The sequence below is a fragment of the Mesorhizobium sp. BH1-1-4 genome, from assembly GCF_020165665.1.
Classification (GTDB): domain Bacteria; phylum Pseudomonadota; class Alphaproteobacteria; order Rhizobiales; family Rhizobiaceae; genus Mesorhizobium.
The window spans coordinates 453,300-479,307 of record NZ_JAIUIN010000004.1 but is presented as its reverse complement, the minus strand read 5'-3'; the positions used below and the strand labels follow the sequence as shown (position 1 = coordinate 479,307).

At 61.6% G+C, this 26,008-nt stretch carries 24 protein-coding genes; 22 read left to right on the top strand and 2 right to left on the bottom strand.

The genetic code is table 11. The features are described 5' to 3' along the window. The 9 genes from LB569_RS11130 to LB569_RS11090 all read left to right on the top strand — a co-directional run. The coding region (locus LB569_RS11130) for an ABC transporter permease subunit (protein ID WP_411970207.1) at nt 1-303 on the top strand (303 nt) is incomplete at its 5' end. A gap of 51 nt (nt 304-354) precedes the next feature. Next, nucleotides 355-1,602 carry an ABC transporter substrate-binding protein gene (locus LB569_RS11125; protein ID WP_224692283.1) on the top strand — a complete coding sequence of 416 codons (1,248 nt, stop codon included), beginning with the start codon at nt 355-357 and terminating at the stop codon, nt 1,600-1,602. Nucleotides 1,603-1,627: 25 nt separating this feature from the next. Further along, a complete protein-coding gene (locus LB569_RS11120; RefSeq protein WP_224692282.1) occupies nt 1,628-2,413 on the top strand; it encodes an ABC transporter ATP-binding protein in 786 nt (261 codons plus the stop codon). Next, nucleotides 2,406-4,631, top strand: coding sequence for an ABC transporter permease (locus LB569_RS11115; RefSeq protein WP_224692281.1), 2,226 nt, complete (start codon nt 2,406-2,408; stop codon nt 4,629-4,631). The genes LB569_RS11120 and LB569_RS11115 overlap by 8 nt, the downstream gene beginning before the upstream one ends. 83 nt (nt 4,632-4,714) lie before the next feature. Continuing rightward, entirely contained in the window at nt 4,715-6,901 is a 2,187-nt protein-coding gene (locus LB569_RS11110; protein ID WP_224692280.1) for a flotillin family protein, read from the top strand. Nucleotides 6,902-6,970: 69 nt separating this feature from the next. Next, nucleotides 6,971-7,408, top strand: coding sequence for an SRPBCC family protein (locus LB569_RS11105; RefSeq protein ID WP_224692279.1), 438 nt, complete (start codon nt 6,971-6,973; stop codon nt 7,406-7,408). A gap of 9 nt (nt 7,409-7,417) precedes the next feature. Then, nucleotides 7,418-8,932 carry an SRPBCC family protein gene (locus LB569_RS11100; protein WP_224692278.1) on the top strand — a complete coding sequence of 505 codons (1,515 nt, stop codon included), beginning with the start codon at nt 7,418-7,420 and terminating at the stop codon, nt 8,930-8,932. A gap of 216 nt (nt 8,933-9,148) precedes the next feature. Continuing rightward, nucleotides 9,149-9,901, top strand: a complete 753-nt coding sequence (locus tag LB569_RS11095) for an IclR family transcriptional regulator (protein WP_224692277.1) — start codon at nt 9,149-9,151, stop codon at nt 9,899-9,901. Between the two features lie 89 nt (nt 9,902-9,990). Further along, nucleotides 9,991-10,794, top strand: a complete 804-nt coding sequence (locus LB569_RS11090; RefSeq protein WP_224692276.1) for a shikimate dehydrogenase family protein — start codon at nt 9,991-9,993, stop codon at nt 10,792-10,794. Between the two features lie 23 nt (nt 10,795-10,817). Here LB569_RS11090 and LB569_RS11085 read toward each other — a convergent pair whose 3' ends face one another. After that, nucleotides 10,818-12,830 (bottom strand): thiamine pyrophosphate-dependent enzyme, encoded by a 2,013-nt coding sequence (locus tag LB569_RS11085; protein WP_224692275.1) that lies wholly within the window; start codon nt 12,828-12,830, stop codon nt 10,818-10,820. 165 nt (nt 12,831-12,995) lie between these two features. Between LB569_RS11085 and LB569_RS11080 the strand changes: the two genes are divergently transcribed. From LB569_RS11080 to LB569_RS11020, 13 genes are all read left to right on the top strand, one after another. Next, on the top strand, nt 12,996-13,835 hold the full coding sequence (locus LB569_RS11080) for an SDR family oxidoreductase (protein ID WP_224692274.1): 840 nt from the start codon (nt 12,996-12,998) through the stop codon (nt 13,833-13,835). A gap of 29 nt (nt 13,836-13,864) precedes the next feature. Then, nucleotides 13,865-14,890: a hypothetical protein gene (locus LB569_RS11075; protein WP_224692273.1), complete on the top strand. Its 1,026-nt coding sequence runs from the start codon at nt 13,865-13,867 to the stop codon at nt 14,888-14,890. Nucleotides 14,891-14,927: 37 nt separating this feature from the next. Beyond that, nucleotides 14,928-15,434: a VOC family protein gene (locus LB569_RS11070; RefSeq protein ID WP_318013106.1), complete on the top strand. Its 507-nt coding sequence runs from the start codon at nt 14,928-14,930 to the stop codon at nt 15,432-15,434. Next, nucleotides 15,431-16,216: an SDR family NAD(P)-dependent oxidoreductase gene (locus LB569_RS11065; RefSeq protein WP_224692272.1), complete on the top strand. Its 786-nt coding sequence runs from the start codon at nt 15,431-15,433 to the stop codon at nt 16,214-16,216. The genes LB569_RS11070 and LB569_RS11065 overlap by 4 nt, the downstream gene beginning before the upstream one ends. Nucleotides 16,217-16,291: 75 nt before the next feature. Continuing rightward, nucleotides 16,292-17,290, top strand: coding sequence for a sugar ABC transporter substrate-binding protein (locus LB569_RS11060; RefSeq protein ID WP_224692271.1), 999 nt, complete (start codon nt 16,292-16,294; stop codon nt 17,288-17,290). 90 nt (nt 17,291-17,380) lie between these two features. Further along, complete coding sequence (locus LB569_RS11055) at nt 17,381-18,379, top strand: sugar ABC transporter substrate-binding protein (protein WP_224692270.1); 999 nt, start codon at nt 17,381-17,383, stop codon at nt 18,377-18,379. Between the two features lie 53 nt (nt 18,380-18,432). Beyond that, entirely contained in the window at nt 18,433-19,185 is a 753-nt protein-coding gene (locus LB569_RS11050) for an SDR family NAD(P)-dependent oxidoreductase (RefSeq protein WP_224692269.1), read from the top strand. A gap of 72 nt (nt 19,186-19,257) precedes the next feature. Beyond that, complete coding sequence (locus LB569_RS11045; protein WP_224692268.1) at nt 19,258-19,944, top strand: GntR family transcriptional regulator; 687 nt, start codon at nt 19,258-19,260, stop codon at nt 19,942-19,944. Between the two features lie 14 nt (nt 19,945-19,958). Next, a complete protein-coding gene (locus LB569_RS11040; protein ID WP_224692267.1) occupies nt 19,959-20,816 on the top strand; it encodes an amidohydrolase family protein in 858 nt (285 codons plus the stop codon). A gap of 92 nt (nt 20,817-20,908) precedes the next feature. Continuing rightward, nucleotides 20,909-21,859, top strand: a complete 951-nt coding sequence (locus tag LB569_RS11035) for an ABC transporter permease (protein ID WP_224692266.1) — start codon at nt 20,909-20,911, stop codon at nt 21,857-21,859. A 71-nt stretch (nt 21,860-21,930) separates the two neighbouring features. After that, a complete protein-coding gene (locus LB569_RS11030; protein ID WP_224692265.1) occupies nt 21,931-22,872 on the top strand; it encodes an ABC transporter permease in 942 nt (313 codons plus the stop codon). Between the two features lie 28 nt (nt 22,873-22,900). Next, a complete protein-coding gene (locus LB569_RS11025) occupies nt 22,901-24,460 on the top strand; it encodes a sugar ABC transporter ATP-binding protein (RefSeq protein WP_224692264.1) in 1,560 nt (519 codons plus the stop codon). Nucleotides 24,461-24,469: 9 nt separating this feature from the next. Next, nucleotides 24,470-25,204: an SDR family NAD(P)-dependent oxidoreductase gene (locus LB569_RS11020; protein WP_224692263.1), complete on the top strand. Its 735-nt coding sequence runs from the start codon at nt 24,470-24,472 to the stop codon at nt 25,202-25,204. Nucleotides 25,205-25,640: 436 nt separating this feature from the next. Here LB569_RS11020 and LB569_RS11015 read toward each other — a convergent pair whose 3' ends face one another. Next, nucleotides 25,641-25,967 carry a MocE family 2Fe-2S type ferredoxin gene (locus tag LB569_RS11015; RefSeq protein ID WP_224692262.1) on the bottom strand — a complete coding sequence of 109 codons (327 nt, stop codon included), beginning with the start codon at nt 25,965-25,967 and terminating at the stop codon, nt 25,641-25,643. Nucleotides 25,968-26,008 lie beyond the last annotated feature (41 nt).

The window sequence follows — 26,008 nt, the reverse complement described above, 5'->3', positions numbered from 1 at the left end:
GTGCTGCTGGTCTGGTTCAACGGCCGCGTCTCGCCCGGCACCATCGGCGTCGATGCCGCGATCGACGTGCTGATCATTGCCGTCATCGGCGGCCTTCGCCATCCGATCGGGCCATTCCTCGGCGCGGTCGTCGTCGTCCTGATGCAGACCTTCGCCATCGACATCGTCGGCGCCGAGCGTTTCAACACGCTGATCGGCATGGTGTTCCTGGTGATCGTCTTCGTCTCACCAGATGGAATTCTTGGGTTGTGGGGGAGGATCAAGCCACATCTTGCCCAGGAGTCCTTGCGCCCCGGCCAATAGCAACCGGGACGGAACGAACCACTGCAAAACGAAATCAACGGGAGGAAAATCATGAGGATACATAGACGTACGTTGCTTGCCCTGGCGGTGTTCACCGGGCTGACCGCGCCTTCGATGGCGCTGGCTGCCGACGACACCATCAAGATCGGCCTGCTCGCCACTTTCGAGGGACCGTTCACGGTGCTCGGCGAAGACGGCGAGCGCGGCGCCATGACCGCGGTCGCCGAGATGAACGGCACCGTCGCCGGCAAGAAGATCGAGATCGTCAAGGGCTCGTCCGACGCTTCGCCCGACAGCGCCGTGCGCGCGGCGCGCAAGCTGGTCGAGCAGGACGGCGTCAAGGTGCTGGTCGGCCCGCTCTCGGGCGACGAAGGCATTGCCGTCAAGGATTACGCCAAGACGCAGCCAAACGTGACCTTCATCAACGGCACCTCGGCCGCGCAGGACACGACGTTGCGTGATCCGGCCGAGAATTTCTTCCGCTTCTCGACCGACGGCGCCCAGTGGATGGCCGGCCTCGGCACCTATGCCTTCAAGGACAAGGGCTACAAGAAGGTCGCCACCGTCGCCGAGGACTATTCCTTCCCCTACACGCAGGTGTTCGGCTTCATGGCCGAGTTCTGCAAGGCCGGCGGTCATGTGCCGTCGAAGTCCTGGGTGCCGATCGGCAACAAGGATTTTTCGTCGGTCATCGCGGCGATCCCTGAAGACGTCGATGCGATCTATGTTGCGCTCGGCGGCGCCGATGCCGTCAACTTCCTGACCCAGTACCAGCAGGGCGGCGGCACCGCGCCGCTGATCGGCGGCTCGATCACCGTCGACCAGACGGTGCTGACCTCGAAGGGCAAGTTGAAGGATGTGCTGAAGGGCACGCCTTCGGCCGGCCCGACCGCCGACACCAATGACGCGCCGGTCTGGAAGACCTTCGTCGAAGCCTACAAGAAGCAGCCTGGCGCGTTTCCGTCGCCCTCGCTCTTCGCTCATGGCTACTATGTCGACATGAAGGCGACGCTGCTTGGTCTCGACCAGGTCGGCGGCGATGTCTCCGACGGCGGCAAGAAGCTGCGCGAGGCGCTGTCGAAGCTGTCCTTCGATACGCCGACCGGCAAGGTGTCGCTCGACAAGAACCGCAACGCCATCGCCGACATCTTCCTGACCGAAGTCACCGAAGGTGCCGACGGCAATCTCATGAACAAGCTGGTCAAGGTGGTGCCGCAGGTCAACCAGACGCTCGGCATTCCCGAAGACGAGTTCATGAAGCTCGGCGCGGTCAACCGCGACAATCCGAGCTGCCCGTAACAAAAGACTTCGAGTGTAGTCGCCAGTGACCGAAAGCTTCGCAGCAAACCGTCTCCAGAGCTCCGGCGCCTATGCGCTGGAGCTTGATGGCGTGGCACGGCATTTCGGGGCGCTGGTGGCGCTCTCGGGCATCACTATGAGGATCGCGGCCGGCGAACGGCGCGCGGTCCTCGGCTCCAACGGCGCCGGCAAGACCACTCTGTTCAACGCCGTGACCGGCGACTTCCTGCCGACGGCGGGACGCATCCGCTTTTTCGGCGAGGACATCACCGACCTGCCGCCGCATGAGCGTATCCGGCGCGGCCTGCGTCGCACCTACCAGATATCGCAATTGTTCAAGGGCCTGTCGGTCCTCGATTCCATCTTCCTCGCTTGCCGTGGCGTTTCGCGCCGACGATTTTCGCTGCTGCGTCCGGCCATCACGGACGTCAATATGGTGCAGGCGGAATCGATCCTCAATGCCGTCCATCTCGAGGCCTTCCGCGACACGCTGGTGGCAACGCTGAGCCACGGCCAGCAGCGCCAACTGGAGATCGCGCTGGCGCTCGCCGGAGCGCCGCGTTTCATCCTGTTCGACGAGCCGGCGGCCGGTCTTTCGCCGACCGAGCGCCGCGATCTGGTCGCCATCCTCAACGCACTGCCGAAGCACATCGGTTACATCATCATCGAGCACGATCTCGATGTGGCGCTGCGCGTCTCCGAATATGTGTCGATGATGCACAATGGCCGCCTGTTCAAGGAAGGCACGCCGCAGGAGATCGAGGCCGATCCCGAGGTGCAGGAGATCTATCTCGGGGGCAAGCATGGCTGAGCGCCAGCCCCCCTCCGGCAAGCCGACCAAGGCCATCCTCAGGATAGACGACCTGCAGGTCTTCTACGGCGAAAGCCATGCGCTGCAAGGCGTTTCGCTGACCCTGGAAAGCGGCGTGCTGTCGGTGGTCGGCCGCAACGGCATGGGCAAGTCGACGCTGTGCAACACCATCGTCGGCCTGAAGCGGGCAAAGTCCGGTTCGATCCGTGTCGACGGCCGCGAGATCACGTCCCTCGAGCCCCACGAAATCCACCGCCTCGGCGTCGGTTATGTGCCGCAAGGCCGTCGCGTCTGGCCGAGCCTGACGGTCAACGAACATCTGCGGCTTGCCGCCGGTATCAGGCGCGATGCCAGTTGGACGGTCGAGCGTGTCTACCAGACTTTCCCGCGCCTGGCCGAGCGCCGGACAAATGGCGGCTCGCAATTGTCGGGTGGCGAGCAGCAGATGCTGGCGATTTCGCGCGCGCTGCTCAGCGACCCGAAACTGCTGGTCATGGACGAGCCGACCGAGGGGCTGGCGCCGATCATCGTCGACCAGGTCGAACAGATGCTGGTCGACCTCGCCGCCGAAGGCGAGATGGCGGTGCTGGTCATCGAGCAGAACATCGGCGTGGCGACCGCCGTGTCGAACCAGGTCGCCATCATGGTCAACGGCCGCATCAACCGGCTGATGGACGCCAAGGCGCTCGCCGCCGACCGCGAGTTGCAGCAGCGGCTGCTCGGTGTCGGACGCCATGCCGAGGAAGCGCAGGTCACGCCGGCGGAAGCCGCGCAAGCCAAGGAGCAATTGGCGGAAGTCTATCGCGTTGACCGCACCGCCAATGGTTCGACCGAAGCGGTGTCACAGATTGGTGTCTATCGCCCGGTCACCGAATTGCCCAACCGCTGGAATGTGCCGGTCACCGAACTGCGCCAGGCGGCGGTCGACAAGACAGCACCTCAGGACGATCTGAAAAAGGTCTTCGCCATCCCCTTTGCCGAGCGCATCGGCAGGACCGTGCTGGTCGCCGGCACCTTCGACACCAAGGGCAAGGAACTGCGTTTCGTCGCCGACCGGCTGAAGTCGCTGGGCCTGCCTGTGCGCACCGTCGATCTGTCGACATCGGGGAAGCCGACAAGTGCAGATGTGCCCGCCATGCAGGTCGCCGGCATGCACCCGCGCGGATCATCGGCCGTTTTCACCAATGATCGCGGCGGCTCGGTCAGCGCGATGGCGGATGCCTTCGCGCGCTGGATCGAGCGCGAGCCGCGCATCGGCGGCGTCATCTCGGCCGGCGGTTCCGGCGGCACCACGCTAGCGACTTCTGGCATGCGGGTTTTGCCTGTCGGCATCCCCAAGCTGATGGTTTCGACGGTGGCTGCCGGCGATGTCGCCCAATATGTCGGCGGCGCCGACATCATGATGTTCCATTCGGTCGCCGATGTGCAGGGGCTGAATTCGATCACGGAAGCCGTGCTGTCCAACGCCGCGCACGCCATGGCAGGCATGGTCGCGCAACTGCCCAATGCCGAGGCGTGGGAGGCCAAGCGAAAGTTGGCGCGGCCGGCCGTCGGCATCACCATGTTCGGCGTCACCACGCCTCTGGTGCAAGCTGTCACGAAGCGACTTGAAGCCGACTATGACTGCCTCGTCTTCCATGCCACCGGCATCGGCGGGCGCGCCATGGAAAACCTCGGCGATTCCAAGCTGCTGTCGGCGTTCCTCGACCTGACCACCACGGAAGTGGCCGACATGATCGTCGGCGGCGTCTTTCCGGCGACAGAGGATCGGTTTGGCGCGGCGATCCGCACCGGATTGCCCTATGTCGGCTCGACCGGTGCGCTGGACATGGTCAATTTCGGCCCGCGCGACAGCGTGCCGGAGAAGTTCCGCAACCGCAAATTCGTCATCCACAATCCGAATGTCACGCTGATGCGCACGACCGTGGACGAATGCCGCGCGATCGGCGAATGGATCGGCGCCCGGCTCGACGGCATGAATGGACCGGTGCGCTTCCTGCTGCCCGAAGGCGGCGTCTCGATGCTCGATGCGCCGGGACAGCCTTTTCACGATCCGGAAGCCGACAACGCTCTGTTCGAGGCGATCGAGAAGACCGTTCGCCGCACGCCTTTGCGCCATGTCGAACGCGTGCGGGCCAACATCAACGACGCGTCTTTCGTCGACGCGGCGATCGCTGCATTCCACGCGATCACGCCGAAGCTGCAGAGGCGGGCATGAAGAATTGGACTTCACCACCTTGCGGGTGGATGTTTGAAATCGGTCGCCTCGCGCCGACCGTATTGTCTTGGGGAGGATAGATCATGGACGCGCAGACCTTTGGCGCTTTCCTGTTGTGGCTGATCATTGCCGCGGTCGTCGTGGTGATTGCTGTCTACATCTTGCGATGGCTCTACCGCCGCTCGACCAAGGAGACGGCGTTCGTGCGCACCGGCTTCATGGGCGAGAAGGTGGTGGTCAATGGCGGCGCCTTCGTCATCCCGGTGCTGCACGAGATCACCCCGGTCAACATGAACGTGCTGCGCATCGAAGTGCGCCGCGAGGACGGGCATGCGCTGATCACCCGCAACCGCATGCGTGTCGACCTGATCGCTGAATTCTTCGTGCGCGTCGGTGCCAGCCGCGAACTGGTCGCCGCCGCCGCCCAGACGCTCGGCCGCCGCACGCTGCAGCCTGACAGCCTGCGTGAATTGCTGGAAGGCAAGTTCGCCGGCGCCTTGCGCACCGTCGCAGCCCAGATGACGCTGGAAGAGATGCACGAATTGCGCGGCGACTATGCCGCCAAGGTGCGCAGCCTCGCCTCGGAATCGCTCGCCGCCAATGGCCTTGAACTGGAAAGCGTCGCCATCGTCGACCTGGATCAGACCAGCCTAGAATATTTCGATCCCTCCAACGCTTTCGATGCCGAAGGCCTGACGCAGCTGACGGAATCGATCGAGACGCGGCGCCGGATGCGCAATGAGATCGAGCAGCGCACGCTGGTCGACATCCGCAACCAGAACCTCGACACCCAGCGCAAAGTGCTGGAGATCGACCGCGACAGCGAATATGCGCGCCTCGAACAGGAACGTGAGGTCGAGATCCGCCGCGCCGCGCAACGCTCTGAATTGGCCATCGACCGGGCGCTGCGCGACCAGGAATCCGAGCAGGCGCAGCTTTCGTCACGCGAAGCGGTCGAGAAGTCGCGGCTCAACCAGGAGCGCAACATCACCGAGGAACGCATCAAGAGCGAGGAAGACACGCAGCGCCGCGAGATCGCGCGCCGCCGTTCGCTCGACGAGACCGAAATGAAGATGCGCGAGCTCACCGAGCGCGAGCAGATCGCCCTCGAACTGTCGCTGGAGAAGGCGCGCATCGAGCGCGAAGGCACGCAGAGCCAGCTCGAGATCGAGCGCAAGAAGCTGCTCGAAGTCGCCGAACTGGAACGCCAGATCGCGCTCGCCGAAAAGGCGCTTGAGGTGACCAGGGCCGAAGCGGAAAAACGCCGCGCCGAGATCGTCGAGAACCAGGCGACCGAGACGGCGCGGATCGCTCAGGACCGAGTCGTCGACGAGGTGCGGATTGAACGCGAGCGCCATCTCGAAGCGCTGCAGATCGCAAAGCGCCAAGCGTTCGAGGAGGCCGAGATCTCGGCCGGCGAAGAGGTCGAGCGCGCCCGCATCACCACCGAGCGCGGCATCGAGGAAGCGCGTCTGATCAAGGATCGCGACATTCGCCAGCTTGGCATCGACCGCGACCAGAAGATCGAGATCGCCGAAATCCAGAAGGCTATCGACGTTGCCAAGAAGACGCAGGAGCGTTCGTCGGCAATCGCGGCATCCGAAGCGGTTCGCGCCAAGGCCATCCAGGCCGAGGAACAGGCCTTCACCGCCCGTGAGCGCGAGATCGCCGAGCGCCGCAAGCTCACCGACCTGATCGGCGCGCAGCGTGAAGCCGAGCGTGACGCCCTGCGCATCGTCTCAGCCGCGGATGCCGAGATGAAGGCGGCGAAGAGCCTCGCAGAAGCACAAAAGATCGCCGCTGTCGCCTCGGCGGAATCGGAGAAGATCCACGCCCTTGCCGCGGCCCAGCGCTACGAGGTCGACGCCGCCGGCCATCGCCAGCTCAACGAGGCCGAGAACATTCTTTCCGAGGGCGCGCGGGCCGGTCGCTTGCGTGGCAAATTGCTCGATCACATGGAAGGCATCATCCGCGAAAGCGTCAAGCCGATGGAGAAGATCGAGGGCATCAAGATCCTGCATGTCGATGGCCTCAACGGTGGCACTGGCGGCAACCGCAATGTCACTGACGAAGTCATTGACTCGGCGCTGCGCTACCGGGTGCAGGCGCCGATGATCGACAACCTGATGAAGGAGATCGGCATCGAGGGCGGCTCGCTCGGCCGCATGACCGACGTGCTGCGCGACGCCAAGGATATAGCCAGCCTGACCCGCGACAAGAAGGGCAAGGGCAAGGCCGCCAAGGACGACGATGACGACCGCGATCACTGACCAGATGATCGTGCGTTTGCAGATGCTTTTGCGCCAGACGGTTCCCGATGATACCGGCGGCTGCCTGAAATGACCAAGGTTTATGTCTCCTCAGTCATCCCTGCGCCGGCGGCGGAGGTCTGGAAGGTCGTGCGCAACTTCAATGGTTTGCCGGGCTGGGCGCCGTTCGTTGCCGAGAGCCGCATCGAGCAGAATGCGCAAGCCGACCAGATCGGCTGCATCAGGAGTTTCACGCTCAGGGATGGTGGGCGCATCCGCGAAAGGCTGCTGGCTCTTTCCGACTACGACCTGTCCTGCAGCTACGCGATCCTCGAAAGCCCGATGGCGGTGGAGAATTATGTCGCCACCCTGTCGCTGACGCCGATCACCGACGGCAATTTGACGCTCGCCGAATGGCAAGCGGAGTTCGACTGTGCGGCTGATCGCGAGGCCGCCCTGATGCAGCAGATCGGCACCGGCGTGTTCCAGACCGCCCTCACCGCGTTGAAACACCGGTTCGGGCGCTGACATCGGCCAATGGTCAGAGTTTGCCAGAGCACGATCATCGACGCACCGATCGACGAGGTCTGGGCGATCCTGCGCGATTTCAATGGCCATGACCGATGGCACCCTGCGATTGCCTTCAGCGAGATCGAGGGCGGCGATCCGGTCGATGCGGTCGGCTCGGTGCGCCATTTCCGATTGGCCGACGGCGGCGAGTTGCGTGAACAACTGCTGGCGCTGTCCGACAAGGACCGAAGGCTCAGCTATTGCCTGCTCGAAGCCCCGCTTCCCTTGATGGGCTATGTCGCCTCGGTGCGGCTGAAACCGGTGACCGACGGTAACGCGACCTTCTGGGAATGGCGCTCCGAGTTCAATCCACCGGCGCATCGGCGCGACGAACTGGTCAAGCTGGTCGCCGAAGGCATCTATCAGGCCGGCTTCGCGGCTGTGCGCAATCTTCTACGAGGCCGAAGCGCGGGCACGCCGATCGAGGTGAGGCCTTCCCGCGCGGTTGCCGCTCCTGCGCCAAGCGTGCCGCGCGTCGTGCCAACGGTCACTCCAGGTCAGGCCGCAACAACCATGGCAATCGTTGTCGAGCGCTATGGCGGACCCGAAGAGCTGCAGCTCAGGGAAATTGGACTGCCGCAGCCGGCGCCGAACGAAGTGCGGATCCGCCATACGGTGATCGGCGTCAATTTCATCGACGTCTATTGCCGCACCGGCTATTTCGACCTTCTGCAGCCTCCTGGCGTGCCGGGCATGGAGGCGGCCGGCGTCATCGAGATGGTTGGGTCGGCGGTGTCGGGCTTCGCTGTCGGCGACCGTGTCGCTTATGCGTGTCCGCCGGTCGGCGCCTATTGCGAGCGGCGCAACATGGCGCCTGAACTGCTGGTTCATCTTTCGGACGATATTTCGGATGAGATCGCCGCCGCCGGCTTGCTCAAGGGCGTCAGCGCGAGTTTCCTGCTGCATGATGTTCATGCCGTGAAGCCGGGCGACGTCGTCCTCATCCATGCGGCCGCCGGGGGCGTGGGCCAATTGCTGGTGCAATGGGCCTGTCATCTCGGCGCGACGGTGATCGCCACGGTGTCGAGCGACGACAAGGCCCGCATCGTCGAGCGTCTGGGCGCGCATCATGTCATCGTCTACTCCCGTGAAAACTTCACCGAGGCCGTCATGCGGCTGACAGGGGGCAGGGGCGCCGACGTCGCCTATGACGCGGTCGGCTATGACACGTTTGGCGGGTCGCTGGCAGCGCTCGCCATACGCGGTCACCTGATAAGCTTTGGCCAGGCCTCGGGTCCAGTCGGCAATTGGGACATCGGCCGGTTCGCCTCCAAGTCGGTTACCATCTCACGGCCAAACTACGCGCACTACACCGACACACCACAGAAGCTGGCGCCGCATGTCGATCGCTTTTTCCAGGCATTTCGTAAGCGCGCCGTCACAATCGGGCCGCCGGTGCGCTACGACCTGGCCCGGGTTGCGGACGCGCACCGCGACCTTGAATCCCGAAAGACTACCGGAGCGCTGGTTTTGTTGGCGTAGCCGCTGGTTTCCCTAGTATCAGGTAGTCCGAACCTCCCCGGCGGGAGGCGGCGCCGATTGCTCGCTCTTCGCCGGACAGCGGCAGCCTTACGCCCCTTCGTTGTCGAAGATCCATGATCCTTGAAGCGATCGAGCGCTGGACGAATTGCTCAATTTGTCAAAGCGCGGGAGGTCTGTGATAAGCTTGATGTCGAGGCCGAGAGTACCGGGATGGTCATGGACGCAGTTTACAATCGCTCGGAAAAACCGCGGGTTCAGACCGCTGCGCGCACCGTTCAAATTCTGAAGTATGTCGCCCAACAAGGTGGTGGGGGCGTTTCGGCAAAACAGATAAGTGACGATCTCTCGATCCCCCGCCAGGTCGTCTACCACTTGATACACACGCTGGTGGAAACCGACATGCTGAGAAAGATCGGCGGCAGCTCGTATGCGCTGGGCTTCGGTGTCGCCTCCATCGCCGATGGCTTCAAACGTCAACTGACCGCGCCCGGCATGATGGCGGAACTGGCCGAACAGGCAGCAAAAACAACGGGTGAAACCGCCTACATCGTCGGATGGATCGACGGCGAGATCGTGGTGATGGCAACGGCCACCGGAACGGCACCAATTCGTGCGGGAGAGATTGCCCAAGGCACGACAGGTGATGCCCATGCGCGAGCCAGCGGGAAAATGCTTCTATCCATGGTCCATCCATCCGAACGGGACCTGTATCTGTCCAAACACGAACTCAGAAAGCGCACGCAGAACACCATCCTCGATGTGGATGTCTTCAAACGGGAACTTGCCCAGACCCGCGAGCGCGGTTTTGCATTCGAGAACGAGGAATACGCTCCGGGGCTGTCCTGTCTCGCGGTTCCGATCGGGAAAATACCTTCGCAAATGGTATTAGGGCTGTCGGCCCCATCCGAACGGTTCAATGACAACCTTGATCGCTATGTCGATCGTCTCAAGGATATTGCGAAGCGGTAAGCAGGTTTATATCAACTAATGATGTGAGTGTAACACGTTGACATAGCCTTCCCTTCCGCTTCTATCTGCGGGGTCTCAGGGAGGGTCAATTGGCTATTTCAGGCACAACCAGGCTTTATCCCATTTTGGCCGATCCGGTCCTGCACGTCAGGGCGCCCGCACTGCTCAATGCGCGATTTGTCGAGCTTGGGTACGACGCAGTGGTGGTACCCTTTCAGGTTCCCCGAGACCGTCTGGCTTGTGTGTTCTCCACCTGCAGGGACATCGCTTCCATTGCGGGCTTCCTGGTGACCATCCCTCACAAATCGGCCATCGCCACTCTGTGCGATGTCGTGACGCAACGCGCTCACGCGATCGGCGCTGTCAATGTCGTTCGGCGCCTTGAGGACGGTCGGATGGAAGGAGACATGCTCGACGGTTCGGGTTTCATCAGAGGTCTCGAGGCAGCGGGCATACAATGGCAAGGTAAATCGGTTGCCCTGGCCGGGGCCGGCGGCGCCGCCAAGGCGATCGCGTTCGAGATGGTCGCGAGAGGAGCTGGCTCACTTTCCATCCGAAATCGCAACAGGCAGGCCGCGGAGGAACTGCGTGATCAGCTTTTGCGAGCCTTTCCGCATGCCAACGTATTGGCCGAGGACGGGCAGGCCCTCGACGGCCCGTTCGACCTGCTTGTCAACGGGACCTCCCTGGGGATGAGGAAGGATGACCCTTTGCCTTTCAGCGAGGGCGTGCTGCGGCGGTCTGGCGTCGTGTGCGAGGTGGTCATGGCGCCGGAGACGACTCCCCTGCTGCAAGCCGCGCTGAGTGCCGGCGTGCGTATCCATCGAGGAGACAGCATGCTGATCGGCCAGATAGAAGCGATGTCCGACTTCTTCACCGCCAAATCCGGCTGAGGTCAACGGTTCCGCGACGGCTCTCAGGACGCCAGCGTTTTCGCGGCCGCTGCGATTGTCTCTGCATTCGGCAAAAGTGCCCTTTGGAGAACGGGACTCGAAGGCATTCTGACGTCTGGGGTCGTCAACCGCGAAATCCTGACGTCCATTTCCGGAACGAGCTCGCCAATACGCATGGCGATTTCCCCGGCGAAGCCCCCCGTCCTCACCGCTTCGTGAACAATGAGAACCTTGCCGTTCGCCGCGGTGACGGCGCCGACGATGGCCTTTTCGTCCAGCGGGTTCAACCAGCGAAGGTCCAGCACGCCCACATCGAGTTTGCCAGCCGACAGGGCCTCGGCTGCCGCCAGCGAAGGCCCGACCATCGTTCCCCAGGTCAAGATGACCGCGTCTTTCCCGTCGCGGCGCTTCCTTGCCGTGCCGACGGCTTCGGCCCCATCCGTAAGGTCCACCATCGACTTGGTCTGATAGAGAGAGCGGGATTCGATGACGACACAAGGGTCTGGGTCGGCGGCCGCAGCGCGCAGCAGCGAATAGACATCCGAAGCAGTGGCGGCCAGGGCTACCTTGAGGCCGGGAACGTGGGCGAGCATGGCCTCGATGGATTGCGAATGTTGAGCGCAAGAGCCCGGTGTCGCTCCTTGCTGGGTCCGCACCACCAGAGGCACCGACGACTTGCCGCCCGTTATGTAGCGGATGTTCGCTGCCTGGTTCACCAGTTGATCCAAGGCGACAAAAATGAAGTCGGCCCACATGATCTCGACGATCGGCTTCATTCCGGCCAAAGCCGCGCCGACCGCTGAACCGAGGATGGCATTCTCGGCGATTGGCGTATCGAAGACCCTATCCGCGCCAAAGTCCCTTTGGAGATATCGGCTGGCGCCGAATATGCCGCCGCCTTTGCCGACATCTTCGCCGTAGACCAAGGTTCGAGGTTCATTTTCGAGTTCTGCCCGCAGCGCGGCATTGACAGCTTCGATATAGGTCATCTCCCTGGTCTCAACGACCTTGGGTACTTTCCGCCCTGTCGTCAGGAGGGGTGCGATCACATTGCTTCGAGCTGAGTTGGGATCGGGGTCCCGCGAGGACATCACCGTCTCGACCAGGTGCTCGACCTGCTTGTCCTGAAGAGCCACTATGCGGTCGAGGTCCTCGGCCGGCATACCGCTGGCCACAAGGCGCCCCCGCAACTCGGCAAGCGGATCACGGGCTTCAGCCTCGGCCTTGTCCGACTTGGATCTGTAGTGTTCGATGTCCCTGTTGTAGTGACCCCATAGTCTCGGGACGCGGCATTCGAGCAGGCTCGGCCCCTCACCGGCGCGGGCACGAGCAGCAGCGAGCCCAATGCTGTCGCGCACGATCATCGGATCGGCTCCGTTGATGGTCGCCGCCGGGATGCCGTAGCCGTTGGCACGTTGAGCGAGGCGTTCCACCAGAAACATGTCGGAGGTCGCGGTCAACTCTGACCAGCCATTGTTCTCCACCACGAAAATGACCGGAAGCTTCTTGGCGGCGGCGAAGGCGAACGCCTCGTGTGAGGCCCCCTGGTTCATCGCACCGTCGCCAATGGAGACGACGACAATCCTGCCGTTGCCGAGCGACAGGTTTGCGAGGGCCACCCCGCACGCCATCGTGGTCCCCGCCCCCACAATCGAGTTCTCACCAATGAACCGGGTATCGGGCGCCATAAAGTATGGCGAACCCGCGCGCCCACCATTCAGGCCCTCGGCCTTCTGGCATATCTCGGCCATGACCGAATGCGGGTCCAAGCCGGCGGCCAACGCCCAGCCATGACCGCGGTAGGTTGCAATGAGCTGATCCTCCTCCTGGAGGCCGGCAACGGCCCCGAGTGGCACCGCCTCCTGCCCGGCGCAGAAATGCATCGATCCCATGACGCGTGGCGGATTGGTCTGCGTTAGAGCCCACGCCTTGGCCTCGAACGCCCTGATGAATGCGATCCTTGCGAACATCTCCCGCGCGAAGTTCATGTCAAATTCCTTCAAGGGCTGACGGCTAACGCCAACGCTAACGTTCATCTCCTGCTCCTTCTCCGGGCCTGCTCGGAGGAATGACGCAACTGGCTGAAAATGTCAAATATGGATGTTATCATCATATATTGATAATTTTGACGATGTTTCACCCTTGCTGTGATAACAGATAATGTGTATCAGATAAAGCAGTGCGTTGACTGGGAGGGTTCAATGTCGTTTACCGCTCACCCGCTGAGAGAAAGCTTCGCCGTCGTCACCGGAGGCACACAGGGTGTCGGCGAGCAGACCGCGCGCCTTCTGGCCGACCGCGGCATCGCCGGATGTCTGATCACAGGCCGGCAACGCGACAGAGGAGAGGCCGTGGCTGCGGATCTTACCGCCAAAGGCTGTCGCGCTTGCTTCGTGCAAGCGGATCTGGCCGAGGTCGATGCGGCCGCCCGGATCATCGACGCCGCCGACAAGGCTTTTGGACGGGTCGACATCCTCGTAAATGCGGCCGGCGACACGAGTCGCGGCAGCATTCTCGATACCTCTCCCGAGACTTTTGATCGTCTGTTCGCCGTCAATGTGCGCGCACCGTTCTTTTTGATCCAGAAAGCAGTCGAGATCATGCGCCGGGAAAAGACGAGCGGTTCGATCTTGAACGTGATCAGCATGTCTGGTCATGGCGGCCAAAGCTTCATCACGCCGTATTGCGCGTCGAAAGGCGCCTTGGCCACCTTGACCAGGAACGTGGCTTTCTCCCTGCTACCCGACCGCATCCGGGTGAACGGGCTTAACATCGGCTGGACGGACTCTCCCGGCGAGCGCGCGATGATGGCTTCCGTTATTGGCCCGGGTTCGGACAGGTTCCTGGCCGAAGCCGGCGCGAAACTGCCGTTTGGACGCCTGCTTGATCCAGCTGAGATCGCACGCGCGGCCGCTTTTCTGGTTTCTCCGGACTCCGGGATCATGACCGGGTCGCTGGTTGACTACGACCAATCCGTGCTCGGCTGCTCGGATAGCGGTCCGCAGCCAGCCGCCCGCGTCCCTGACCGCGCCGTGGCGTAGCGCTCGGCGCCTAATTCCAGAGGTTTGAAATGACGACGGTTTGGACAGTAAACTGGCCGCACGGGAAATTCGACGTCCACGCCAAGGGCGGAATGCTGGCGGGCGTCAAATTGAACGTCGGCGGCCAAGATGTGGCGCCGTTCTACGAGGCGCCCTGGATCGCGCCCGGTATAAAGGCCGACCCGCCCATTTTGGAGAATCTCAGGAGCGAGTTTCCGTGCGTTCCTTTCGGCGCGGACTACCCGCAGGAGAGCGTGACGGAGGAATGGAAGCCGAGCCTGCGGCGCTCCGATGCCGATGCTCAACTCGATGCGACCGACTTCCTCCTGCACGGCTACTGCACGGTCGCGGATTGGCGCCTTGTTCACCGCGATGAAGAAAGCGTCGAAATCGAGGTGGAGTATCCCGAGACCTCCGCCATCCGAAGGTTGGCGCGCAAGGTCAGCGCCGACAGGAACGGCCCGCACCTGACCTTCTCGCTGACGATCGAGACCCGCAGGCCCGTCGTCCGCCCCATCGGCCTGCATCCGAATTTTGCCTTGCCGCAGCTGTCGGGCGCTTTTCGGATCAAGCCCGGAGCATTCAAGTTCGGCATCGTGCATGCGGCGGGTCCAGAGCCGGGAGTGTCGCGAGCCTTGCCGGGTGCCATCTTCGAGGATCTCGCCAGCGTCCCGCTGTCGGCAGGCGGCACCGCAGCATTCGATCAGCTTCCGTTCGCCCATGACACCGAGGAAATCGTCGAACTTTGCGGCATCGACGGGCGGGTCGAGCTCATTGATGAAACCAGGGCTGTCTTATACCGGCTGTCCTGGGATCCCGGCGATTTCAATTCGCTTCTTCTTTGGATGAGCAATCGCGGCCGCGCATACGCGCCATGGAACGGCAAGAATCTCTGTGTGGGTGTCGAGCCCCTCACCGGGGCGTTCGACCTCGGAACACGGGCGAGCCTGGCTTCCAATCCCATCAACAGGCGCGGCGTCGCGACGACGGTGGAACTGGATCCCGCCAGTCCCCGAACCGTCGAATACCGGTTCAGCGCGGCGCCGGCCGCCTAGATGCCGAACGCCGCGCAAAGCGAAAGCGAGTGAGACCATGACCGTATGTTCCATGTGGCACGCGTCCTGGACGGTGGAGAGTATGGAAAGAACGTTGCCCTTCTATACCGACCTCTTGGGGCTCGAAGTCATCCACACGCAGATCCAGGACAACGAATACACGAGGAAGCTGGTCGGCATCGAAGGCGCGATCCTCAAGGCCGTGCTTTTGAAGGTGCCGGAGCTGGATGCCGGGCTCTCCGGGCACATCATCGAACTCATGGAGTATATCCAGCCGAAGGGGGTCAAGATCGACACCAAGCCCTGCAATATCGGCGCCGCCCACTTCGCTTTCGGGACGCGTGACGTTCACGCGATGTACGAGAAGATGTCGGCTGCCGGCGTGGAGTTCGTCTCTGAACCGGTGGCGATCACCGCCGGGATCAATAAGGGCGGCTTCACCTGCTACCTCCATGATCCCGACGGCTACACGCTGGAGCTCATGCAGCCGCCATCCTGGCGCTTCGACCAGGCGATCGCGCTGACGCGCAAGGTTGGCCAATGAACGAGGATTTCGATCTCACCGGTCGCGTGGCGCTTGTTACCGGCGCATCGCGGGGCCTCGGTCTCGCCACCGCCCGGGCGCTCGCCAGCGCGGGAGCACATGTCGTGACGACGGACATCGACCTTCCCGCGACCCAAGCCGTGGTCGCGAAATTCCTCGAGGACGGGCTGAAGGCCGAGGCCGCGCTTCTGGATGTCACCGACGAACCGGGCATCCGATCGCTGGTCAAGGACATCGCCGCACGTCATGAGCGGATAGATATCCTCGTCAACAACGCCGGGATGATACTGCGCAAGCCGCTGGTCGACACGACCGGTGACGAGTTCCGCAGGCTGTTGAACGTCGACCTCGTATCGATGCTGCTGCTGGCCGGAGCGGTGGCTCCCGTGATGGCAAAGAACGGCTACGGCCGCATCATCAACTTATCGTCGATCATGGGAAAAATCGGCAGGGCCGGCCAAGCCACTTACGTGGCTGCGAAACACGGTGTTGTCGGCCTGACGAAGTCGCTGGCCGCGGAATTCGGCCCGCAGGGCATCACGAGCAACGCCGTGGCTCCGGGATATTTCTTCACCGAAATGAATAGGCAAATCCTGGACGACCAGGATTTCTACCAATCCGTCATTTCCAGGACACCGCTGCGACGGTGGGCGGAAGCCGAGGAGCTTGGGGGCACCATGGTGTTTCTGGCCTCCAAGGCATCCGCCTACCTGACCGGCCAGACGCTCGTGCTCGACGGGGGAATGACGGTGACCGTACCGGGACCTGCGGGGACGTCCTGAGACGGCGACAGGCTGGGAGGAGCCAGCGAGTTCGACCCGAACACGTGCAGCCAACAACCAAAAAAGGAGGAAGAAATGAATCTATTGAAAAAACTCGCGACAGGTTTTGCCCTGTCGGCCATGCTTGCCGGTGCCGCATCTGCGCAGGACAAGCAGGATTGGCTTCCCTCGCCACTTCCAAAGCCGCTCGGTGAAATCACCATCGGCTTCGCCAACCTCGGCTCCGGGGTGAACAGCTATGTCGCGACCTATCTCGACACGTTCAACGCCTACACCAAAGAACTCGGCGTCAAGACCATCGTGCTCGACGCGCAGGTCGACCCCGCCAAGCAGTCCGACCAGGTGCAGGATCTCATCGCGCAGCAGGCTGATGTCATGATCGTGTGGCCGGTGAATGGCAAGGCGATCGTTCCCGCCCTGCGCAAGGCCAAGGAAGCCGGCATTCCTGTCGTGGTCACGAACTCGCAGGCCGATCCTTCGGCGGCCGATTATTTCAACACGTTTTCAGGTCCCGACAATATCAAACAGGCAAACTCCGCCGGCGAGATGATGGTCGAGGCACTCGGCGGCAAGGGCAGTGTGGTCGTCATCAATGGCCTTCCGGGGTACTCGGTCGCCCAGGAGCGCGAAAAGGGGTTTCTCGACGTCATCAAACAACATCCAGACATCAAGGTCCTGGACATCCAGCCCGGCGACTGGTCGCGTGAAAAAGCCCAGTCGGTGATGGAAGCCTATCTGGTCAAATATGGCGACAAGATCGACGGGGTTTATTCCGCCGATTCCGACATGGGCGTCGGCGCGCTTGCCGCCGTCAAAGCCGCCATCGCCGAAGGCAAGATCAAGGCGGGCAAGATCAAGTTCACCGACTGTACGCTGTTTGCCGCCGCCTATGACGAGATCAAGGCCGGCAACTATTACGGATCGGTCCTTCAGTCGCCGGTCGTCGATGCACAAGCAGCGATCCAGGCCGCGATCCAGATCGTGGAGGGCAAGGAATTGCCCAAGCAGCTCTTCTTCGCTTCTCCCTCGATCACGCAGAAGAACATCGCTGACTATCCGCGCCCCACATTCTGACAGACCCTTCCCCGGGATCTCAAAAGGGTCCCGGGCAATCGACCGAGCGCACGAACAGTCTGCCGCTATGGCAAGCACAGGAGGGAAGACATGAACCCATTGAAAACACTCGCGGCTGGCTTTGCCCTATCGGCCATCCTTGTCGGCGCCTCGGCGGCTCAAGACAAGCAGGATTGGCTTCCCTCGCCGCTTCCCAAGCCGCTCGGTGAAATCACAATCGGCTTCGCCAACCTCGGCTCCGGGGTGAACGGCTACGTTGCGACATATCTCGAAACCTTCAACGCCTACACCAAGAAACTTGGCGTCAAGACCATCGTGCTCGACGCGCAGATCGACCCGGTCAAGCAGTCAGACCAGGTTCAGGATCTCATCGCGCAGCAGGCGGACGTCATGATCGTCTGGCCGGTGAACGGCAAGGCGATCGTGCCCGCCCTGCGCAAGGCCAAGGAGGCCGGCATTCCTGTCGTCGTCACGAACTCCCAGGCCGATCCGTCGGCGGCCGATTACTTCAACACCTTCTCCGGCCCCGACGATGTCAAACAGGCAAACGCCGCCGGCGAGATGATGGTCGAGGCACTCGGCGGCAAGGGCAACGTCGTGATCATCGACGGCCTCCCGGGCTACTCCGTAACCCAGGAGCGCGAGAAGGGTTTTCTGGACGTCATCAAACAGCATCCTGGCATCAAGGTCCTGGACGTACAGCCGGGCGACTGGTCGCGTGAGAAAGCCCAGTCGGTGATGGAAGCCTATCTGGTCAAATACGGGGACAAGATCGACGGGGTTTATTCGGCCAATTCCGACATGGGCGTCGGGGCGCTTGCCGCCGTCAAAGCCGCGGTCGCCGAAGGCAAGATCGAGGCGGACAAGATCAAGTTCACCGACTGCACGCTGTTTGCCACCGCCTATGACGAGATCAAGGCCGGCAACTATTACGGATCCGTCCTGCAATCGCCGAGCGCCGATGCCCAGGCCGCCATCCAGGCCGCGATCCAGATCGTGGAGGGCAAGCAGGTCCCCAAGCAGGTGTTCTTCGCATCGCCTTCAATTACGCAAAAGAATATCGATCAGTATCCGCGTCCCACTTTTTGAGTGGACCTCCCAACGGGTTCGCAAAGGGTCCCACGGGGCAATTGGAGGAAAGCATGAGTAATGTTGCGGTGGTGACGGGCGCGGCTTCCGGGATTGGTGCAGCAACGGTGCGTCGCCTGATCGGCAAGGGCTACAAGGTGCTCGGCGTCGATATGTCGGGCGCGCAGGAGACCGAGAACCTCGGATGGGTATCTGGCGATGTATCGGCGGCTTCGACATGGCAAGGGGTCGGCGAGGCGCTGAGAAGACGGGACTGGCAACCTTCCGCTCTCGTGACGGCGGCTGCGTATCTTGAAGTCGGAAACGTCCTGGAGCTTTCGGACGACGCATGGGCCAAGACGATTGGCGTCAACCTGATGGGCCTGGTCTTCGCCGTCCGCAGCGTGCTTCCCGCAATGATAGAGCGCGGGCGAGGTAGCGTGGTGACGATCGGCAGCATCGATTCCTATATGGCCGAACAAGGGCTGGTTTCCTATTGCTCCAGCAAAGGTGCGATATTGCAATTCACCCGGGCACTTGCCATGGACCACGCCCGCCAGGGCATCCGCGCAAACTGCGTGTCGCCGGGTGTTACCGACACCCCCTTTTTCCGTCGCCATCTGGCGACTGCCAGCGACCCGGATAAATTTTTGCGCGCTCGCGAGCAGCGTAATCCCATTGGACGCTTGCTCGACCCGGACGAGGTCGCGTCCACTATCGTTTATCTCCTGTCCGACGAGGCATCCGCCGTCACCGGCGCCAACCTGGTCGTTGATGGCGGCTTGACCGTCGGCTTCGATTTCCGCACCGGCACCGGCGGGGACTGAGGCGGCGTGGGATGACCTGCGGCTGTACGCTGTGATAACGTCGAACAGCAGGAACAGCAGGAGAGGCAAGAGATGAGCGGACTTTCAGCGATCGTGCCGATTGAAACCGAAACACTTGGGGTGCGCGTTTATCTCCAGCTGCGCGAGATGCTTATCGCGGGCCAGTTCGCACCCGGAGAGAAACTGACCCTTCGAACGCTGGCGGCAGCGATTGGAACGAGCCCGATGCCTGTCAGGGACGCCCTGCGCCAGCTGATGGTGGATCAGGCCATCGAGCTCCTCCCCAATCGTGTCTTCCGGGTTCCCTTGATGAGCAAAAGCCGCTTCATCGAGCTGCGCGAGATCCGCATCCGAATGGAAGGCATGGCTATCGAATATGCGGCCGAGCGAATTTCGGCAGCCGAACTTTGCGAAGCCGCCGCCTTCTCCGCAGCGTTCAATGCCGAATGTGACCTGCATCAACCGGATCCGGCAAAGTTGATTGTCTTGAACAAGAACCTGCATTTCACATTGTACAGGGCATCGCGACTTCCAGCATTGCTCCAGATCATCGAGGGTCTGTGGTCGCAGATCGGTCCGGTCCTGAATTTGGACGTTCGCTCCGGATCCGAGAGGATCACTAGCAAGACCCCGACCAAACATCACGAGGCGATGATCGCCGCGCTGAAAGTCCGTGATGCCGACTCGGCAAAGGCGGCCCTCGCCGCCGACCTCCGCAGCGCCAGCGATTATATCCTTCAACAAAACCGGCTCACCTGAGGTCGAGGATCACCATGCCCTCGTATCCGATTATCGACAGCCATCTGCATATCTGGCGCCCCGACCTGCTTGATATGTCATGGTTGAAGTCAGCGGGAAAACTCAATCGAGGCTTCACTTTGCAGGACTTCGACGAAGCAAGGGCGGCCATTGAGGTCGAGGCAATGGTGTTTGTGGAGTGCGATGTGGATGAAACCGCCACCCTGGCGGAAGCCAGATGGGTGGCGGATGTGGCCCGGCAGGACCACCGCATCAGGGCAATTGTCGCGCATGCGCCGATACACAAGGGAGACGCCGTTCGGGGCCACCTCGAGCAGTTACGCGACATCGCATTGATGAAGGGCGTACGAAGGTTGCTTCAGCAGGAAGCCGATGCGAATTTTGCGCTGAGACCCGATTTCATCGACGGTCTCAAGGCGCTGTCAGAATTCGGATGGTCGTTCGATATCTGCATCACCTACCGACAGATGGAAAGCACCATCGAGTTGGTGCGCCGGTTTCCCGAGATGCGATTTGTCCTCGATCACATCGGCAAGCCGGGCATCCGGGAGCATCGCTTTCAGCCATGGGCCGACCAGATGAAGGAGCTTGCCCGATCCGGGAACGTCGTTTGCAAACTGTCGGGCGTTGCGACGGAGGCGGATCATGAGCACTGGACAGTCAGCGATATCGAGCCGTTCATGACAACCGCGCTGGAGGCCTTTGGCACGAAGCGTCTGATGTTCGCCGGCGACTGGCCCGTGGCAACCAACGCCGTGTCTTACGTGGGCTGGGTCCATGCCGTCGACGAGGTCATGTCGAAGCTCAGCGATTCTGAACTGCGGGCGCTGTACCGCGACAATGCCATCGAGACCTACAAACTGAACGTCTAAGGACATAGCGGCTCGTATTCGACTGCCTTCTGCTGTGATAACATGTAACAGCTTAGGTCTTTTGAAAGGACGCGGTCGCCGGGGAGAAGCATATGAAAGACATCGGTCGGCCATCCGCGCGCCAGCTGCTGATCGCGACAGCCGTGCTAATGCTCCTGATAGGCGGCACGACGGTGCCGGGCCTGTTCAGCTTCGACAACATCACACAGATGCTGAGGCAGATATCTGTGACGGGGATAATTGCCCTTGGCGTGACGTTCGTGGTCATTGCTGGCCGCCTGGACCTGACCGTGGGTTCGCTTCTGTCGCTTTGCGCCGTGGTGGCAATCACACTTCACGACGAGATATCGCCCATCGCCGCGGTCACTGTCCCGATCATCATCGGCTTGGTGGTCGGCTGCATAAATGGGTTCCTCGTCGCGATCCTTCGGCTGAACTCATTGATTGCCACTCTCGGCATGCTATCGGTTCTCCAGGCGGTCGCCCTCGTTTGGACGAGCGGGCAGAACGCCCTCATCGATCGACCTGAGGCGACGTGGTTCGCGGTGATCGGCCGCGGCTACCTGCTCGACGTGCCGATCCCGGTGCTGATCTTTCTCCTGATTGCGGCATTGACCGCAGTCCTGCTTGGAATGACCCGGTTCGGCAGGGAGGTCTTCTCCGTCGGTGGCAACGAGATCGCCAGTCGCTTCTCGTCGATAGCCGCCAGGCAGGTGCTTTTTACCTGCTATGTGATTTCCGGCACGTTGACGGGGATGGCGGCCATCGTCTTCAGCTCACGGGTAATGGCAGCGCAAAACAACTCTGGTTCAGGCCTCGAGCTGCAGGTGCTGTCGGCGGTTATCCTCGGAGGGACAAGCCTGGCCGGCGGTGACGGCGGTATCGGCCGCACCATTATTGGCGTGGTCCTGTTGGGATTTATACAAAACGCGCTCCTGCTCATCGGCCTGCCTTATTACGTGCAGTGGCTGGTGTCGTGGGTCGTGATTATCGGTGTCGTATGGACGGACGTAGCCTCCCGGCGCGGTCGGGTTCTCGCATGAGCATCGGGGACATCCAAATGACAAGCAGCCCGCAGAAGGCATCGCACGGCCCTCGTGCAGGAATGAGGCTCGTGGAACCCGTGAAATACCTGGCCCGAAACCCCGTCTGGCTGCTCGGTCTGGGCCTCTTCATTTTTTTTTCGGTGACCACCTCACACTTTCTGACGACCTACAACCTGTCCAATGTTCTCTTCCAGTGCGCGCTGGTCGGCCTGCTTGCCACCGGCCTCACTCCCGTCATCATCAGTGGAAACATCGATCTCAGCGTCGGGGCGGTCGTCGGCCTCTCGTCCTGTCTCGTCATTGGTATGCAAGAGCAGATCGGGTTGGCAGGCGCGATTGCCGTGGCGTTGGGTAGCGGCCTTTGTCTCGGCCTCCTGAACGGGCTCGCCGTTGAGCGCCTGGGTGTCAGCTCGTTTATCATAACGCTGGCTGGGATGATTGGCACCAGGGGTTTGGCGTTCCTGTACGCCGGCGATACATCCTTGTCGGCGATCGACGAACAGCTATACGACCTCAGCATGCGGCATGTCGGCCCGGTCACGCTGATCCCCTTTATCTTTCTGGCTGCCGTCTTGTGTTTCCAATGGATGCTTCGGCGTACCGTGCACGGCAGGAATACCTATGCCATTGGCGGAAGCCGATCGGCATCGGTAAATGCCGGGATTCCCGTGTCGCGACATGTCGTGATCAACTTCATCATCTGCGGATTGATGGCGGCCATATGTGGGGTCGCGATGGCGGCCAACCTGGGAGCGGCCACGCCCAGCTACGGCAAGGATTATGAATTGTGGGCAGTGATTGCTGTCGTCCTCGGGGGCACCCGCCTGCGCGGCGGCAAGGGCGACCTGATCGGAACATTCGCGGCAGTGCTGGCACTGGCCATCCTGCGCAACGGCCTCAACATGCTTCACGTTGCCCCCTTCTACATCCCGGGCATCATGGGGTTGGCGCTGATCTCAGCGCTCGTGCTCGACAGACAGCTCAATCGCGCAAGCAAGGCAGCCGAATGAGGCTAGCGCCAATCAAGGAGGCTACCAGATGTCAACGGCGGCAGCACCATTGCAATCGCAGCCCGAAGCAACACAGGGCGCGATCATTTCCCTCGAAGGCGTGGGAAGGACATTTCCGGGCGTGATTGCGCTTTCGGACGTCACGTTCGACGTGCTGCCGGGCGAAGTGCATGCGCTGTGCGGCGAAAACGGCGCCGGCAAAAGTACACTCATGCGGGTCATGGCCGGAAGTTTCCCGCAGAACAGCGGCACGATACGCTATCGCGGCGAAACGGTGACTTTCGCCAGCCCCATGGATGCCAAGCGTCGAGGCATCCTTCTCATCCACCAGGAAATTTCGCTTGTCCCGGAATTGAGCGTTGCCGAAAATATCTTCCTCGGCGATTTCCCGAAGCTGCGGGGCGGCCGCCTCGATACGAAAAAACTCTACCGCGATGCCGAACGCGTTCTTGAAGATTGCGGGTACGATCTCGATGCGCGTGCCATTGTGGGCGACCTGTCGCTCGCGCGCCAGCAAATGGTCGAGATCGCGAGGGCTACGGCGTTCAATTGCTCGGTCGTCATTTTCGACGAACCGACAGGGGCGCTGACCAACCAGGAGGCCGAGGCACTTTTCGTCACGATCGACCGCTTGAAAAAGCGCGGCGTCGGCATCGTCTACATATCGCACAAGATGAAAGAGGTGCTGACACTTGCCGACAGGGTGACGGTCCTGCGTGACGGAAAGGTCACCGGCACGCTATCTGGCGAAAACATCACCGAGCGCGAGATCACGCGCCTCATGATCGGTCGCTCGCTCGACAGCTATTTTCATCGCGCGCGGCGCCGGATCGGCGAAGAAGTTCTCCGCCTTGAGGGCTTCGGGGTGGGCGGCTCCGCAAAGACCGTCGATCTCAGTATCCGCGCGGGAGAAATAGTCGGTTTGTACGGGCTCGTCGGGGCCGGACGATCAGAGCTCATGGAAGCGGTTTTCGGCTTGCGCAAAGTCACTTCAGGCAAATTGTCATGGTGCGGCCAAGTGCGCGAAATCAGCTCTCCCAAAGATGCCGTGCGGCTTGGCATTGGCCTCGTGCCGGAAGACCGCAAGGAACAGGGCCTGGTCCTTGGATTGGGGGCGCGCGACAACACCAGCATGGCGTCGTTGCGCCGTCTGGTCCGCTTCGGCTTCATGGATACGACGCAAGAACAGTCGATCTTCGACAAGTATCGCCAACGTCTCGAGATCAAAGTGTCTACCGCCAAGACCCGTGTCGGAACGCTCAGTGGGGGAAACCAGCAGAAGATCGTTCTTGCCAAATGGATGGCGACGGCGCCCAAGCTTCTGATCCTCGACGAGCCGACCCGAGGCATTGACGTCAATGCGAAAGCCGAAGTGCATGCGCTGATCGGTGAACTCGCCGAGAGCGGCCTCGCGGTCATCCTCATTTCCTCCGAAATGCCTGAGATCATAGGTTTGAGCCACCGGATCGTCACCATCTACCAAGGCGAGGTGACCGGCGATCTTGCAGCAGAGCACGTCTCCGAGGACATGTTGGTGGAGCGTGTCATGAACCCGCCGGAGCGGTTCGCAGATTTGTCGATTGGTTGAGGCAGCAGCATGGACAATCTAACTTCCAAGATCGCACTTGTTACCGGCGGCTCGCGGGGCCTTGGCCGGGAAATCGCCTTTGGTCTGGCCAATGAAGGGTGCGACGTCGCGATTAACTTCAATGCCGACAAACAATCCGCCGACGCTGTCGTCGATGAAATAAAGGCCAAAGGCCGCAGGGCTGTGGCCATCGGCGCCGATCTTTCCGATCCGGCGCGGGCCGCGGAACTCGTGCGGATGGTGGGGGCTTCCCTGGGATCGATCGACGTGCTCGTCAACAATGCAGGGATCAATCCCTCCAGGACGATCGACCAGGTATCAGGGCAAGATTGGGACCGGTCCCTTCAGGTCAACCTGAGTCCCGCTTTCCACATCACCCAAACGGCACTGCCGGAGATGCGGCGGCGCAAGTGGGGCCGCCTCATCTTTGTCTCTTCGATCGCTGCGCAAACCGGCGGCATCATCGGTCCCCACTATGCCGCCAGCAAGGCTGGTCTCATCGGTCTCGCTCACTACTACGCCAACGCCCTTGCCAAGGAAGGCATCACCGCCAATGTCCTTGCTCCGGCGTTGATTGAGACGGACATGATCAGGAACAATCCTGCAATCAAACCAACGCTGATCCCCATTGGTCGTTTCGGCCAGCCGGACGAAGTCGCCTCGATTGCCGTCAACCTTGCACGGAACGGCTACATCACCGGGCAGACGATCAACATCAATGGCGGCTGGTACATGAGTTCCTGAGCGCCCCGTCTGGTTCAGCCCACAAACGATCGCGGTTGGCAGTTTTCATTCAGTCGTTGCGATTTCCAGCTTCGTGATCGCCAATGCGAGAAAAGGCCGCTCTGTCCCGCAGGAGACGGCCACCTTCCGATATCTCAGCCCAGGTTTACCCGCACCGACTTGGTTGCGTGTACTGTGACAGCGCTTCGAGGCATTTGTCGCGCCCGTTGCCCGTTACCCACCCCGGATCGAAGTCATGTCGCCATGGTCGGAGCAGTTGACCCAGACGACGCCGGCATTCATCGAGTGATTGGGATATGCAGTGACGCAAACGTGGGATGCAAAATGGGACAAGACCGACTCTTCCGCCCGGTGGGCTGTAGGTCACCAACCGACGAGTCTTTGGGTTGAAATTGAGTTCTGAAGACCGCCCTCCACCGGTCGACGTCCCATCGGATTAGGCTCCTGTTGCTGGCATCGCAACCAGGACGGAGTCCCCTTCGACCTTTGCCGGATACGTCTTGAGATTGACGCAAGGCGGCAGCCGCTTTGCCGCGCCGGTCCGATAATCGAACGCGCCAGCATGTTTGGGGCACTCAATCTCGTAGTCCATCACAAGCCCGTCAGCGAGATGGACGGCCTCATGTGTGCACAGGCCGTCCGTGCAGAACACCTCGTCGGCGGGCGAGCGGAAGACCGCGTAAGTGCGGCCTTCATGGTCGAAGCGCCGGGCCCCTTCCTGTTCGATATCGTCGAGACCGCAGGCCCTGATCCAGCTGGACATTCTTTCCTCTATGAGTTGCGGTCGGGCCTCCGGAACGGCAA

What these genes read in the sequence shown, in the direction of transcription:
- LB569_RS11025 (WP_224692264.1), top strand. Translation starts at nt 22,901, where the DNA reads ATGTCAACGGCGGCAGCACCATTGCAATCGCAGCCCGAAGCAACACAG.
- LB569_RS11035 (WP_224692266.1), top strand. Translation starts at nt 20,909, where the DNA reads ATGAAAGACATCGGTCGGCCATCCGCGCGCCAGCTGCTGATCGCGACA.
- LB569_RS11015 (WP_224692262.1), bottom strand. Translation starts at nt 25,967, where the DNA reads ATGTCCAGCTGGATCAGGGCCTGCGGTCTCGACGATATCGAACAGGAA.
- LB569_RS11065 (WP_224692272.1), top strand. Translation starts at nt 15,431, where the DNA reads ATGAACGAGGATTTCGATCTCACCGGTCGCGTGGCGCTTGTTACCGGC.
- LB569_RS11085 (WP_224692275.1), bottom strand. Translation starts at nt 12,830, where the DNA reads ATGAACGTTAGCGTTGGCGTTAGCCGTCAGCCCTTGAAGGAATTTGAC.
- LB569_RS11080 (WP_224692274.1), top strand. Translation starts at nt 12,996, where the DNA reads ATGTCGTTTACCGCTCACCCGCTGAGAGAAAGCTTCGCCGTCGTCACC.
- LB569_RS11055 (WP_224692270.1), top strand. Translation starts at nt 17,381, where the DNA reads ATGAACCCATTGAAAACACTCGCGGCTGGCTTTGCCCTATCGGCCATC.
- LB569_RS11110 (WP_224692280.1), top strand. Translation starts at nt 4,715, where the DNA reads ATGGACGCGCAGACCTTTGGCGCTTTCCTGTTGTGGCTGATCATTGCC.
- LB569_RS11050 (WP_224692269.1), top strand. Translation starts at nt 18,433, where the DNA reads ATGAGTAATGTTGCGGTGGTGACGGGCGCGGCTTCCGGGATTGGTGCA.
- LB569_RS11100 (WP_224692278.1), top strand. Translation starts at nt 7,418, where the DNA reads ATGGTCAGAGTTTGCCAGAGCACGATCATCGACGCACCGATCGACGAG.
- LB569_RS11060 (WP_224692271.1), top strand. Translation starts at nt 16,292, where the DNA reads ATGAATCTATTGAAAAAACTCGCGACAGGTTTTGCCCTGTCGGCCATG.
- LB569_RS11125 (WP_224692283.1), top strand. Translation starts at nt 355, where the DNA reads ATGAGGATACATAGACGTACGTTGCTTGCCCTGGCGGTGTTCACCGGG.
- LB569_RS11040 (WP_224692267.1), top strand. Translation starts at nt 19,959, where the DNA reads ATGCCCTCGTATCCGATTATCGACAGCCATCTGCATATCTGGCGCCCC.
- LB569_RS11095 (WP_224692277.1), top strand. Translation starts at nt 9,149, where the DNA reads ATGGACGCAGTTTACAATCGCTCGGAAAAACCGCGGGTTCAGACCGCT.
- LB569_RS11075 (WP_224692273.1), top strand. Translation starts at nt 13,865, where the DNA reads ATGACGACGGTTTGGACAGTAAACTGGCCGCACGGGAAATTCGACGTC.
- LB569_RS11070 (WP_318013106.1), top strand. Translation starts at nt 14,928, where the DNA reads ATGACCGTATGTTCCATGTGGCACGCGTCCTGGACGGTGGAGAGTATG.
- LB569_RS11115 (WP_224692281.1), top strand. Translation starts at nt 2,406, where the DNA reads ATGGCTGAGCGCCAGCCCCCCTCCGGCAAGCCGACCAAGGCCATCCTC.
- LB569_RS11020 (WP_224692263.1), top strand. Translation starts at nt 24,470, where the DNA reads ATGGACAATCTAACTTCCAAGATCGCACTTGTTACCGGCGGCTCGCGG.
- LB569_RS11105 (WP_224692279.1), top strand. Translation starts at nt 6,971, where the DNA reads ATGACCAAGGTTTATGTCTCCTCAGTCATCCCTGCGCCGGCGGCGGAG.
- LB569_RS11045 (WP_224692268.1), top strand. Translation starts at nt 19,258, where the DNA reads ATGAGCGGACTTTCAGCGATCGTGCCGATTGAAACCGAAACACTTGGG.